Source organism: Mycobacterium sp. 23, assembly GCF_048287075.1.
Lineage (GTDB): Bacteria > Actinomycetota > Actinomycetes > Mycobacteriales > Mycobacteriaceae > Mycobacterium > Mycobacterium gordonae_B.
In genome coordinates this window covers 6,061,207-6,074,912 of the sequence record NZ_JBLVUX010000005.1, presented here as the reverse complement: position 1 = coordinate 6,074,912, position 13,706 = coordinate 6,061,207, and the positions used below count along the sequence as shown (strand labels likewise).

General features: G+C 67.7%; 5 protein-coding genes. All 5 read right to left on the bottom strand.

Translation table 11 applies throughout. The annotated features are described in order from the left end of the window. Positions 1 to 49: 49 nt before the first annotated feature. Complete coding sequence (locus ACNQS7_RS29145; RefSeq protein WP_418015271.1) at positions 50 to 1,615, bottom strand: cytochrome b; 1,566 nt, start codon at positions 1,613 to 1,615, stop codon at positions 50 to 52. Positions 1,616 to 1,846: 231 nt separating this feature from the next. Continuing rightward, on the bottom strand, positions 1,847 to 2,239 hold the full coding sequence (locus tag ACNQS7_RS29140; RefSeq protein WP_055577800.1) for a holo-ACP synthase: 393 nt from the start codon (positions 2,237 to 2,239) through the stop codon (positions 1,847 to 1,849). 28 nt (positions 2,240 to 2,267) lie between these two features. After that, positions 2,268 to 11,504, bottom strand: a complete 9,237-nt coding sequence (locus tag ACNQS7_RS29135) for a fatty acid synthase subunit beta domain-containing protein (protein WP_418015270.1) — start codon at positions 11,502 to 11,504, stop codon at positions 2,268 to 2,270. A gap of 536 nt (positions 11,505 to 12,040) precedes the next feature. Continuing rightward, positions 12,041 to 12,757, bottom strand: coding sequence for a DUF1906 domain-containing protein (locus ACNQS7_RS29130; protein WP_310768739.1), 717 nt, complete (start codon positions 12,755 to 12,757; stop codon positions 12,041 to 12,043). Positions 12,758 to 12,846: 89 nt separating this feature from the next. After that, positions 12,847 to 13,704: a MerR family transcriptional regulator gene (locus ACNQS7_RS29125; RefSeq protein ID WP_418015269.1), complete on the bottom strand. Its 858-nt coding sequence runs from the start codon at positions 13,702 to 13,704 to the stop codon at positions 12,847 to 12,849. Positions 13,705 to 13,706: the final 2 nt, after the last annotated feature.

The window sequence follows — 13,706 nt, the reverse complement described above, 5'->3', positions numbered from 1 at the left end:
GAGCGCAAGCTCCAACGCGATTTTGTGTCTGCTCGGCCTACCGGTCGGCCTACCGGTTGGCGTCACGCAAGGCGGCAGAAGCACGCTCGTGGGCCCGCCGACCCGCCTCGCGCAACGCCGAGTCCTCGGTCACCGGATCCGCCAGCAACAGGCCGCCGCTGCCGGGTGAGCCGCCGGAGCCCAGCTTGTTCATTCGCTTCGGCAGCGGTGCGCCTTGATAGCTCAACGGAATTGGCCCGCCGAGCGGCTGGTGCAACTCGATGTAGGCGCCGTGCGGCAGCCGCCTGATGATGCCGGTCTCCACGCCGTGTTCCAGCACCGCGCGATCGCTGCGCTGCAGGCCCACGGCCCACCGGTAGGCGATGAAATACACCAGCGGCGGCAGGATCACCATGCCGATACGCCCGATCCATGTCGTCGCATTCAACGAGATGCGGAACGTGAAGGCGATGATGTCGTTCATCGCCGCCAGGGTGAGGACGAGGTAGAAGCTGACCGCCATCGCGCCGATTGCGGTGCGCACCGGCACATCCCGCGGGCGCTGCAACAGATTGTGGTGCGCGTAGTCACCGGTGAAACGCTTCTCCAAAAACGGGTAGCCGATCAGCAGCACAAAGACCAGCCCCATGAGCAGGGCCACCCAGACCGTCGCCGGCACCGTGTGGTGCCCGATGTACAGCTCCCAGGCCGGCAACAGTCGCTGCAAGCCGTCCGGCCACATCATGTAGAAGTCCGGCTGCGAACCCGCCGCCACCTGAGATGGCTTGTAGGGTCCCAGGTTCCAGATCGGGTTGATCTGCAGCAGCCCGCCCATCAGGCCCAGCACACCGACGATGGACGCGAAGAAGGCACCGGACTTGACCGCGAACGTCGGCATCACCCGCACGCTGACCACGTTGTGCTCGGTACGGCCCGGACCCGGGAACTGGGTGTGCTTCTGAAACCACACCAGCGCCACGTGCACCCCGATGAGAGCCAGCAGCAGCCCTGGGATCAGCAGTACGTGCAGCGCGTACAGCCGCGGAATCAGGACCGTGCCGGGAAAGTCACCGCCGAACAGTCCCCAGTGCAGCCAGGTGCCAATCACCGGCAATCCCAGCGTGATTGACGACAGCGCCGCGCGCAGACCGATGCCCGAGAGCAGGTCGTCGGGCAGCGAGTAGCCGAAGTAGCCCTCGAACATCGTCAGGATCAGCAGCAGCGACCCGATCACCCAGTTCGCCTCACGCGGGCGCCGGAACGCGCCGGTGAAGAACACCCGCGCCAGGTGCACCATGATCGATGCGGCGAACATCAGCGCCGCCCAGTGGTGCACCTGGCGGACGAACAACCCTCCGCGGACTTCGAAGGAGATGTTCAGCGCCGACTCGTAGGCCCGCGACATCTCCACGCCACGCAGCGGCTGATAGACGCCGTGGTAGGTCACCTCCGCCATCGACGGGTCAAAGAACAACGTCAGGTACACGCCGGTGATCAGCAGCACGATGAAGCTGTACAGCGCGATCTCACCCAACAGGAACGACCAGTGCGTCGGGAACACCTTGTTGAGCTGGCGGCGCAGCGTCGCCGACGGATGGAAGCGGGAGTCAATGGCATGGGCCGTCACGGCGATCATCCCCTCACCACCGGACCCGCGCCGTTGCGAGCCGGCTGTCGCGCGTATTACTACGTTCGGTAGTACCACAAAGAGTAGTACTTCAAGCTCCACGTGTAAATGAATTCATTCATCTGATTATTGCGGCGTGGCGAAAAGAGTTGCGCGGCAGAAAAACCCAACCCGCCCGCGCGAGCAGACACAAATTCGCGTTGGAGCGCAAGCTCCACGGCGATTTTGTGTCTGCTCGCCCTAAGAGGTCTCCAGAATCGCGACCGCGGCCGCCGTGTCCGCCTCGTGCGTCAACGAGACATGGATCGTCACGTCGGCCAGATGCTTGGCGATCTCACCGCTCAACCGGACCCGCGGGCGGCCCCACATGTCGGTGACCACCTCGATGTCGCGGTGGATGTCCTCCGGCAACACCGGCCGCTGGGCGAACCGGGACCCCGACCAAGCCTTGATCACGGCCTCCTTGGCCGCCCAACGGGCCGCCAGGTGACGCGCCGCCGACGAACTCTTGTCCGAGGCGTCGCGGCGCTCACCCGGAGTGAAGGTCTCCGCGAACACCGTTCCCGGCTGGTCCACCTGTTCGGCGAAATCAGGTATGGAGACAAGGTCAATCCCGATTCCGACGATTCCCATGGGTGGCCAGGTTAACGGATCCGACGGGTCACCCGGCAGGGGCCTGGTAGGCCCCATAGATCTGGTCGTCACCCAACCGCGCGGCCGGGTTCAGCAGCATCGTCGCCTCCTGCCGCTTCTCCGGCGCGTCGTGGTCGAACCTGCGGTCCGGCGGCCGCTGGTACATCGGCTCGCCGCCGGCGATCGCCGAGGCCAGCCGGCGCTGACCGGCCAGCATCCGTGCGTCGGCACGACGCTGGTAGTCCGCGCGCTGCCCGGGCTCCAGCGAGGCGATGAACGCCTGCGGGTGTACCAGCGCAACCAGACCCGACACGTGGCCGAACCCGAGACTGGTCAGCATTCCCGCCTTCAGCGGGAACTTCTCGCCGAGCCGCAGTGTGTCCCGAACCCAGACGAAGTGCGACGAACCGGCCAGCTCGTCGTCGACGCAGTCCAGGTTGCGGTTGGGCGGGATCACTCCGTCCCGCAGCATCTGGCACAGTCCCATCGTCTGGAAGACGGCGGCACCGCCCTTGGCGTGACCGGTCAGGCTCTTCTGCGACACCACGAACAGCGGTGCACCGGCCGAACGCCCCAGGGAGTCCGCGAGCCGCTCGTGCAGTTCCGTCTCGTTGGGGTCGTTGGCCAGCGTCGACGTGTCGTGCTTGGAGACCACCGCGATGTCGTCGGCGGTCACACCCAGCTTGCCCAGCGCGTGCGCCAGCGCCGAGTCCCTGCCACCGCGGCCAGCGCCCAGGGCGCCGAGGCCCGGTGCCGGGATCGAGGTGTGCACTCCGTCGCCGAAGGACTGCGCGAAGGCCACGACGGCCAGCACCGGCAGTCCCATGCGCAGGGCGAGGTCGCCGCGTGCCAGCAGGATGGTGCCGCCGCCCTGGGCTTCGACGAAGCCGAGCCGGCGCCGGTCGTTCGGCCGGGAGAACTTCGAGTCCTCGATGCCGCGGCCGCGCATCATCGATGTGTCGGCGGTGGCGGCCATGTCGCCGAAGCCGATGATGGCCTCCAGCGTCAGGTCGTCCAGGCCACCGGCCACCACCAACTCGGCCTTGCCGAGCCGGATCTTGTCCATGCCCTCCTCGACCGACACCGCCGCCGTGGCACAGGCGGCAACCGGGTGGATCATCGACCCGTAGCTGCCAACGTAGGACTGAATCACATGCGCGGCAACAACATTCGGCAGCACTTCCTGCAGGATGTCATTCGGCTTGTTCCGGCCGAGCAGGTTCCCGTGGTACATGGTCTGCATCGACGTCATGCCGCCCATACCGGTGCCCTGAGTGCTGGCCACCAGGCTCGGATGCACGTAGCGCATCACCTCGGCCGGGCTGAACCCGGCGGACAGGAAGGCGTCCACGGTGGTCACGATGTTCCACAGCGCCACCCGGTCGATCGAGGTGGCCATGTCCGGGCTGATCCCCCACACCGTCGGGTCGAACCCGGTCGGGATCTGCGCGCCGACCACTCGCGACAGCTTGGTCTTGCGCGGCACCCGCACTTCGGTGCCGGCCTTTCGGGTGACCTGCCAGTCACCGGAGTCGGGTACCGGGCGCACCACGGTGTGCTCGGGGTCGAACTCGGCGAAGGATCGAGCCTCGGCTTCCGAGGACACCACGAAGGTGAAGTCCTTGTCGAGGAACACCGAAACCAGCAGCGGCGAGGCGTGATCGGGGTCGATTGCGCCGTCGTCGACGAATTCGCGGATGCCGCAACGTTCCACGACGGTGTCGTGATACCGCTCGACCAGTTCGGACTCGTCGACCAGATCGCCGGACTGAGTGTCGTACCAACCCGGTTGGGGGTCGTCTTCCCAACGGATCAGGCCGGTGGTCCAGGCCAGTTCGAGGACGCCGGCGGCCGACAGCTCATTCTCGACCTCCATCTCGAAGCGGGTGCGCGACGAACCGTACGGCCCAAGTTCGGCGCCGCCGACGATCACCACCAGGTCGGCGGGGTCGACATCGAGGTCCGCCCACTCCGGGGGCGGTGCCGGGGTGTAGCCGCGCGGCGGTGACGGCAGCGCTGAGATGGTGCCCTCGGCCGCGTCATCCTCCCCGCCCGCGGCCTCCGAGGTCATCTCCTCGCGCGCCTTGGCCGCCAGTTCGGCCATGTCCAGTTTCGCTTCGGCCAGGCCGCCGGTGAGGTCCGCCTTGATCGGCGAACTCGCCGCGGCGACTTTGGATTCCACGTCGCACAGGCCCAGCAGCAACCCCGCCATCTCATCGGTCGAGTAGGTGGTGACGCCGGCCTCTTCGACGGCGGTGACGATGGCGTCATTGTGGCCCATCAGTCCGGTGCCGCGGGTCCAGCCGATCAGCGCGTGCGCAAGGCTGACCCGTTCCGCCCAGGACGTCTCGGCGTGCCAGCGGCTCACCACGGCGTCCAGTGCCGACTTGGCCTCGCCGTAGGCGCCGTCCCCACCGAACATTCCACGGTTGGGCGAGCCCGGCAGCACCACGTGCAACCGCGAGGCGATGTCACGCTCGGCGCCGATCTTCGACAGCCCGCTGATGAGCCGTTGCACGGCCCACAGCAACACCTTCATCTCCATCTCGGCGCGCGCACCGACCTCGGACAGGTCCCCGACGACACGCGGTGCCGCGAACGGGAACAGCAGTGTCGGGGTCTGCGCGTCCTTAATGTGAATCGACTGCGGCCCAAGGCTTTCGCTCTGCTCGTTGCCGATCCACTCGACGAGCGCATCGATGTCGGAGTAGGACGCCATGTTGGCCGGCACCACCCACAGCGCCGCACCGTAGCGGGCGTGGTCGCGGTAGAGGGTGCGGTAGAACGCCAGTCGCTCATCGTTGAGCTTGGAGGTCGTCGCGATCACGGTGGCGCCGCCGTCGAGCAGCCGCGCCGCCACCGCAGCGGCGATTGAGCCCTTGGAAGCACCTGTCACAACAGCGATTTCGTTGTTGTGCGGTCCAGGGTCCGGGTTCTCGGCTCCGGCGGCGATGCGGCCGTACAGCGAGGCGTGGATCTGTTTGCCCGCAGCCAGCGACCTGCCCTGCCACCAGGTGGCCTGGGTGGCGACGACGTGCCCGGCGCCCTCGAAGCGTTCGGACAGCCGCAACCAGTCGGCGTCGATGTCGCCCTCGTCGGTGAGCCACAGCTTGACCAGGTCTTCACGGGCGCTGGCCCAGCGGTCGTCGAACACCACGGCCTTCTTACCGTCGAACGTCGGCGCCACCAGACGTGGCCAGTCCGCGCCCAATTCGGCCGTTACCAGGTCGATGAGCTCGGCATCGGTGGCGGTCGGCGACGCGGACACCGGGTCGTCAAGACCCAGCTGACCCAGCACCAGACGGGCCGCCGAAGCCAGCACGCCGTCGCGGCCGGTGATCTGATCGGTGAACTCGCTCAGCGCAGCCGCGTCGACGGTCGCGCCGCCGCCTCCACCAGCGGACGGGAGCGACACGGCGATACCGAGCCGTGCGCCGACCGCGCCCACCGCGGCGTCGATCACTTTGTCGACGGACGCGGCGTCGGCCAGGGCGCCCTCATGCAGGTGGCCCATGGCACCGCCGCGGACGCTGGTGCCTTCCCGGGTGCCCAGCGCCACCTCGACGGTGACGTGCTTGGCCCACCCCTCACCCAGCTCCCAGGTCTTCGTCACGCGTTCGGCGATGGCCGCCGGCCGCTTGCCCGAGGGCCCGAGCACCGTACGCAGCTGGTCGTTGATGGCGTCGGAAAGCACTGGCCCGAAAGGCTTGTAGGTGCGGGCCAGCTTGGTGACCTGCGCCCGCAGGCCGGCCAGGTCGGCCTCCGCGGCGCCGTCGATGGCACCCAGGTTCAGCTCGGAGCCGAGGTCTACCAGCAGCTGGTTACGCCGCGACGACGCGCCGTCGGTGATCGACTCGATGGAGTCCAGCGGCTCGATCTGGTCCAGGCGCATCTTGGCCGAGATGGCGATCAGGGCCAAAGTGGCGTCGGCAGCGTCGAATCCGATGTCGTCGGGACGGGGGCCACCTGACGGCGCGGCTGGCGCCGGCGCCGGGGCGGCCGGCGCGGCCTCAGACGGTGCGGCCTCAGACGCGGCCGAGCCGGAATCCTCAACCGGTTCCTCTTCCGGCTCCGGGTCGGTGTCGGTGGCGAACAGCACCGCGGCGTCGCGCTCGGCGTTGAGCACTTCGATTGTGCTGTGGGCATATTCGGGCAGCTTGAGGGTGTTGGTTGCCAGACCCGCGACGGTCGGCGCGGTCTTCACACCGATCTCGACGAACCGCTCCACGCCCAGGCCGCCGGCGGCCTCTTCGATGAAAAGCAGGTCCTGCGTCTCGATCCAGCGCACCGGGCTGGCGAACTGCCAGGCCAGCAGCTCGATCAGGACCTTGCGGGCCAGGTCGCGCGGGCGCTCGTTACGCCAGGTGTCGTAGTCGGCGAGGATCTCGTCGAGCGGCTCGGCGGGCACCAGATCCCGGATCTCCTGAATGAAGTCGCGGTCCAGGGTGAACGGCCGCGGCACCAGGTTGGGGATGTAGCGCCCGATGATGACGTCGGGGTCCTTGTCCCGCGGCATCAGGCGCTCCAGCGAGCGCCGGAACTCGGCCACCCCGACCCGCAGCACCCGCGAGTGGAACGGCACGTCGATACCCGGCACCAAGATGAATGAGCGCTTGCCGCCGGTGATTTCGCGGCGCCGCTCGACCTCGGCCTCCAGCGCCTCCAGACCGCGCACGGTGCCGGCAATGGCGTACTGCGAGCCACGCAGGTTGAAGTTGACGATTTCCAGAAATTCCCCGGTGCGCTCGGCGATTCCGGCGACGAAGTCGGTGACCTCGTCATCGGGCAGGTCGATCTGGGAGGGCCGGATGGCCGCCAAGCGGTAGTTGGAACGGCCCAGCTCGTCGCGCGGCACGATGTCGTGCATCTTCGAGCCGCGGTGGAAGACGGCCTCCAGCAACGCATCCAGTTCGAACACGCCGCTGACGCAGGCCAAGGCGGTGTACTCACCGACCGAGTGGCCACAGGTGATCGCGGTCTCCACGAACGCGCCCTGCTCGCGCATCTCGGCGACCTGGGCGGCCGCCACCGTCGCCATCGCGACCTGGGTGAACTGCGTCAGGAACAGCACACCGTCCGGGTGGTGGTAGTGCACACCGCTGGCGATGATGCTGGTCGGGTTGTCCCGGACCACGTGCAGCACGGAGAAGCCCAGGGTGTCGCGGGTGAACCGGTCGGCCTCGTCCCACACTTTGCGGGCCGCCTTGGAACGGGCCCGGACGTCCATGCCCATGCCCTTGTGCTGAATGCCCTGACCGGGGAAGGCATAGACCGTCTTCGGCGACGCCAGGCGCGCGGTCGCCGACATCACCAGATCCGATCCGATACGTGCGGCAACCTCCAGAACCTCTGCGCCCTGGTCGATTCCGACGCGGTCGACCCGGAAGTCCACCTCGTCACCGGGGCGCACCATGCCGAGGAAACGGGCGGTCCAGCCGATCAGGCGGGCGGGCGGCCGGGCCTGTCCGTCGGTGGCGGTCACCGCGTGCTGCGCTGCCGCGGACAGCCACATGCCGTGCACGATCGGCGATTCCAACCCGGCCAGCAGCGCCGCTGCCTTGTCGGTGTGGATGGGGTTGTGGTCCCCGGACACCTCGGCGAACGGGCGCATGTCGACGGGGGCGCCGAGAGTGACGTCGCGGCGGCGCCGGCGTGGGGTGTCGGTGGCGTTCTCGGAGACCGCACCACCGGCCCGGGCGGGGTCGGTGAGCTCGGCCGCGCCGGTGCGGCCCAGGATCGCGAACCGTTCTTCGAGGGTCGCTACGGCGCCGCCGTCGCCCGTGGTCACCGTGACGGTGACCGGTACGACGCGGCCCATGTCGGTGTCGGTCGCGTCGGAAGCGGTGGCGGCGATGGTCAACTGGGCTGTTTCTTTGGGCAAGTGACCGGCCAGCTGCACGGCGTGGTCCAAGTGCACCAGGCTGAGCAGGCCTTCCACCACCGGGACGCCGGCGTCCGTGACCGCCGCGCCGATGGCCGCGAAAACGGCCGGCCAGCAATGTCCGACGAGCGCGTCGGGCACGGTGGTCAGGCTCGGCGCCAGTAGCTCGCTGAAGGTGGCGGTGACACCGGTGTGGTCGGCGACCCGCTCGGGGTCCCAGTCCACCGTCAGCGTGGCGGTGCCGTCGACCACCTCGGGCAGCGAGTCCGGCCCGTCCACGCCGGCCGCGATGGCCAGCACGGAACGCATTGCGGCGGTGGCGTCTTCGGTGGAGACGACGGGGATGCCGCCGTCGATGGTGTTGGCGGGCAGGGTGAACTGGATGTCGATCCAGGTGCCCGAGACCGGCACGCTCAGGGTGACGCTGTCGCCGGCTGCCGTCACCTGCAGGCGTGATCCGGTGGATGTGTGTGTCGCGGTGCGGTTTTCGTGCACCTGCCAGTCGGCCGGCTCGGCGATTCGGTGCACCGGGTTGATGGTGGTGCGGCCCGCCCACAGCACGTCGGGCGCGTCGAGCACGACGGCCAGCGGTCCGCGGATGTCAGCGCGACCGAGCCTGCGCGCGGTCACGTCTTGCGGCTCTACCCCGCTGCCCAATACTTCGTCGATGGCGGCCTGTTCGAAGCGGTCCAGCAGCTCGCCGACCGGTTCGTCCAGCCGGGTGATGCCGGCGACGGCCGCCGGGCCGGGGATGATGCACACCTGGTCGGCGTCGTAGCGCGCGTCGTGGGCCTGCCACAGCGAGTCGCTGCGCCACCAGCGGCGGACGTCCTTGTCGATGACCGGCACGAAGTTGACCGGCTTGCCCAGGGTCTTGCACAGCGAGATGAAGAAGGGCACGTCGGCCGGGTGCAGCTGCACCGTCTCGGCGTCGGGATAGTGCGCCACCAGCGTGGCGATGGCGCGTTCGGGGTCTTCCAGCAGCGCCGGGTCGGCGAACTGGGTTTCGATGGGGCCGAAATCCTGTGCGTGCAAACGCGCTTCGGCGCGCTTGAGCATCTCCGCGAAGCGGTCGCGCCAGGTGTCGGCCAGCCACGGGCTGCCGGGTGCCGCGGTGTCTGCGGTCGAATCGCCTTCTCCGATAGCCAGTTCGACGTAACGCCGCAGCCACTGCAGATAGGTCATGTCGGCGACGTCGCCGAAGTAAGGCTTGGCGGTCCTGGCCATCGCGGCGATGATCTCTTCGCGACGCTCCGCGACCGCATCCGCGTCGCCGGCCACCTCGTCGAGCAGCTGGCCGCAGCGCGATGCGCTGTTGTCGATCTCGTGAATGTCGGCGCCCAGCTGACTGCGGCTGGAAGCCATGCCGCCCTGGGCTTTTCCGGCACTGATCCACTGGTCGGTGCCACCGGTCTCCACCAGCATCTGCTTGACCGAGGGCGATGTGGTGGACTCCAAGGTCGCCATCGCGGCGGTGCCGACCAGGATGCCGTCAATCGGCATCAACGGGAAGCCGTAGTCCTGCGCCCAGCGCCCGGACAAGTAGTCGGCGGCGCGTTCCGGCGTGCCGATGCCACCGCCGACACAGACGGTGATGTTGGCGCGCGAGCGCAGCTCCGAGTAGGTCGCCAGCAGCAGGTCGTCGAGGTCCTCCCAGGAGTGGTGGCCACCGGCGCGGCCGCCTTCGACGTGCATGATCACCGGCCGGGTGGGCACCTCGGTGGCGATGCGGATCACGGAGCGGATCTGCTCGATGGTTCCGGGTTTGAAAACGACGTGGCTGATGCCGATGTCGTTGAGCTCCTCGATCAGCTCGACGGCTTCCTCGAGGTCGGGGATGCCGGCGCTGACCACGACGCCGTCGATCGCGGCGCCGGACTGGCGGGCCTTCTGCACCAGTCGCTTGCCGCCCAACTGCAACTTCCACAGGTACGGGTCCAGGAACAGCGCATTGAACTGGTAGGTGCGGCCGGGCTCCAGCAGACCGGACAGCTCCGCGACGCGGGCCGCGAAGATCTCCTCGGTGACCTGACCGCCGCCGGCCAGCTCAGCCCAGTGGCCGGCGTTGGCCGCCGCGGCGACGATCTTGGCGTCGACGGTGGTCGGGGTCATGCCGGCCAGCAGGATCGGCGACCGGCCGGTCAGCCGGGTGAACTTGGTCGACAGCTTGACCCGGCCGTCGGGCAGGCGCACGACGGTCGGCGCGTAACTCGACCACGCGCGGGCCACCTCCGGAGTGGCACCGACCGTGAACAGGTTGCGCTGACCGCCGCGGGTGGCCGCCGGCACGATGCCGATCCCCAGACCGCGGATCACCGGCGCCGTCAGCCGCGTCAGGATGTCTCCGGGCCCCAGGTCGAGAATCCAGCGCGCGCCGGCGTCATTCACCTTGGTGATCTCGTCGACCCAGTCGACCTTGCTGACCAGGATGGCGTTAGCCAGGTGGCAGGCCAGCTCGACATCGAGTCCGACCGTTTCGGCCCAGCGGCCGACGATGTCGATGCCGTCGGATAACCGGGGCGTGTGGAAGCCCACCTCGACCTTGACCGGATCGAAGACCGGCGCGAAGACGTCGCCCCCGCGCACCTTGTTCTTGCGGTCGGCTTCTTCTTTCTCCGAGATCTGCTGGCAGTAGAGCTCGAAGCGCGACAGTTGTTCGGGGGTTCCGGTGATGACGACGGACCGGCGGCCGTTGCGGATCGAGAGCACCGGCGGAAGTACCGTGCGCACGTCCTGGGCGAACTCGTCGAGTAGCTGGCTGATCCGTTGCGGGTCTGCGTTGGTGACGGACACCATCGGCGGGCGATCGCCGAGCACCGAGATACCGCGGCGGCGCGCCACCAGAGTTCCGGCCGCGCCGATCAACTGGCCCATGGCCAGTAACTCGACGTCGCGGGCACCGCCTGCCTTGAGTGCCTCGACCGCCAGCACGCCCGCCGAGTGACCGGCCAGCGCAACCGGCGGAGTTTCGGCGAGGTCCATCCCCTGACGGGCAAGTGCCCGGATGGCAGCGATCTGGGTCAGCAGCACGCCCGGGATGGAGACCGCCGCCGAGGTCAGGTGCTTTTCCGAGGGAACCGTGTCTTCGGCCGCCAGCGCACGGACCCACTGCAGCGGCTCGAAGCCGATCGGACGCACCACGACCAGCTCTTTGGCCACCGGTTCCAGCAACAGCTGCACCTCGCCGACCAACTCGGACAGTTCCGGTTCGATGCCGGCACCGGAGACCAGCTCCTCGAGCGTCTCCAACCAGGCGCTGCCCTGGCCACCGAATGCGACCGCGTAGGGCTCGCCGGCCGCCAGCCGATCAACCAGAGCATGGGCGTTGTGCGGTCCACTGCCGTCGCGGTCTGCTGACACCCTGTCGTGCTCGTGGATCGTCACCTTTTAATCTCCTGTATGCGTCTGTGTCGCGCGTCTGCGTGAGCCACGTGTCGGGTCGTTCGGGCCGGCCCCTGCCAGAAGGCCCCGTCACAATCCGGGCGATTCCACACCGAATCGCAGCCGATAGTCGTCTGACCGGTGCTTCGTCGGCGCCCGATCCCTCCGTGACGAGGCGCCATCTACCTGCATCGGACCCCATAAGAGTGTCATAAGGGTCTGTACGTTTTCTTGACGTCGGAAGGTTACTGACGAGTTCTACGCACGGGTAACCGTGTCACGGGTAACACCGGCTCAAACAACTGGCACGAGCGTCTCGAACAAACGTCCTGCATGTAGGTGGTTACGGTCGAGTAGCTATAACGGCGCTGTTCAAAGCAGCATTGTTACCAAATCGTTATCCGAAAAAATTCTGTTGTGTCGGCCGCCCTTGGTGTGACATGCCGCGGCCGCGCGGATTCATCGATGTAGCCGACGGCGCGGACTGAGCGAACGAGTGTTTGCTGGAATGTTTGTCAGAGTCTTAGGAACTCCGCGCGTCAGGCCCACTGCCCGAATTGGGGCTTGAGGATTTCGTTGACGTCCACCCCGATGCCACCCACCGTGCGTTTGTCGATCTCCACCTGGTGCAGATGGGCCGCGGGGTGGGTGTAGCCGCTCGGCGAGCCCCAGTTGTGCTGCCAGAAATAGGCGCCGAGTCCATCGTTCACCGCCCAGTCGATGGTCTTGGAGTTGGCGTATACGCCCGTGCGCTCGTGCCCGATCACCGACTCCCACGATCGCAGATACGGCACGATCTGGTTCTTGTACTGCTCCAGCGACGGGTTGTCGTCGATCGACGCGTAGATCGGGGCACCGGCGGGCCCTCCGGCCGCGCCATGCAGTTCCGCGCCACGCTTGGCGTGCTGCAACCCGGCCGCGGCACCGCCGAGCCAGTCCGAGGTGCTGCCCTTACCGAACTGATAGCACGACACAATTTTCAGGCCGCTTCCGTGCAGGTCGCGGGCCTCAGCGAGTTGCATCGGCTTGCCCAGCATCCAGTTGCCGCCGGGCCGGCGGTCCGAGACGTACCGGATCGCCCCGACCGCGCCCGCCGCCCTGATCTGGCTGGCCGGGATGACGCCAGCCGCGTAGTCCAGCAAGGTCCCGAGGGACGCCGACGCCGGGGCGGCACTCAGCGACGCCGCCACGCCGAGGCCCAGCAGCCCCGGCATCGCGGCCGCGAGTTTGAGCACGTCACGTCGGGAGACTGACACATGCGACAGGGTACGCAACAACCCCAGCAGACTCAGGGACCTCAACAGTCACAGATGGGTCACTTTTGGCCCCGCTGCGGGGCCGCAAGTCAAGGAAGCACGATGACACTCACGGCCTGCAGACCGCGCTCGGCGGTTTGGACCGCCATCTCGTCGATGAAATGGGCCGCAGCCCCGTTGATCGTCGCGGCCCAGGCCCGAAAGCCCTGCACGATCACCGGATCGTGCGCCAGTAGCGGGTGCACGCACCGCAGCGCTTCGGCCACGTCGGACGGCAGCGGGTCCGCCACCTGCTCCTCGATCCACTTGAGCGCGAGTTGGGTTGCCGCCGTACGGTCTTCATCCAGAGCGACCACTTCGGTGGCAAGCCTGCGCAGCCGGTCGAACAGCACCTCGCGACCCGGGGTCACCGCGAGCTGTGCCAATAAGGTGCTGGCCGGTGCGGGCAGCACCATCTGCCCGAACAGCGGCGGAACCGGCAACTCCCATTCTTCGAACAGTTCGGCGTACATGGCCGCGACCGGGGCGGTCAGCGGGGTGCTCAGGCGTCCGATGACACCGATGCTGTCGCGGTGCGTTGTCGCCAGCCTGCGCAAGATCTTCTCGTCGACATCGGCGCGCGGATGCTCTGTTGCCGCGTCGATTGCCGAGATGAGTTGGTCGAGCCGTTCGCGCTGGCGCACCAGCAACGCCCGGTGCTCGTCGAGAAGATCTGCCAGCGTGGTCTGTCCGCCGTGAACCAACCGCTGAATGTCATCGATGCTGACGCCGAGACTTCTCATCAGATCGATCCGCAACAGATCGAGGACCTGCTCCACGCCGAAGACCCGATATCCGTTGCTGAGATGCTCGGCGCGCAACAACCCGATTTTCTCGTAGTGGCGGATGCGGCCTGAGGCGATCCCGGTCAAAGCCGCGACATCGCCGATCAGCAACTGCCCAGCCACTC

Bases quoted from the DNA above. Each gene is read 5' to 3' on its own strand.
- ACNQS7_RS29145 (WP_418015271.1), bottom strand. From the start codon at position 1,615: ATGATCGCCGTGACGGCCCATGCCATTGACTCCCGCTTCCATCCGTCG.
- ACNQS7_RS29140 (WP_055577800.1), bottom strand. From the start codon at position 2,239: ATGGGAATCGTCGGAATCGGGATTGACCTTGTCTCCATACCTGATTTC.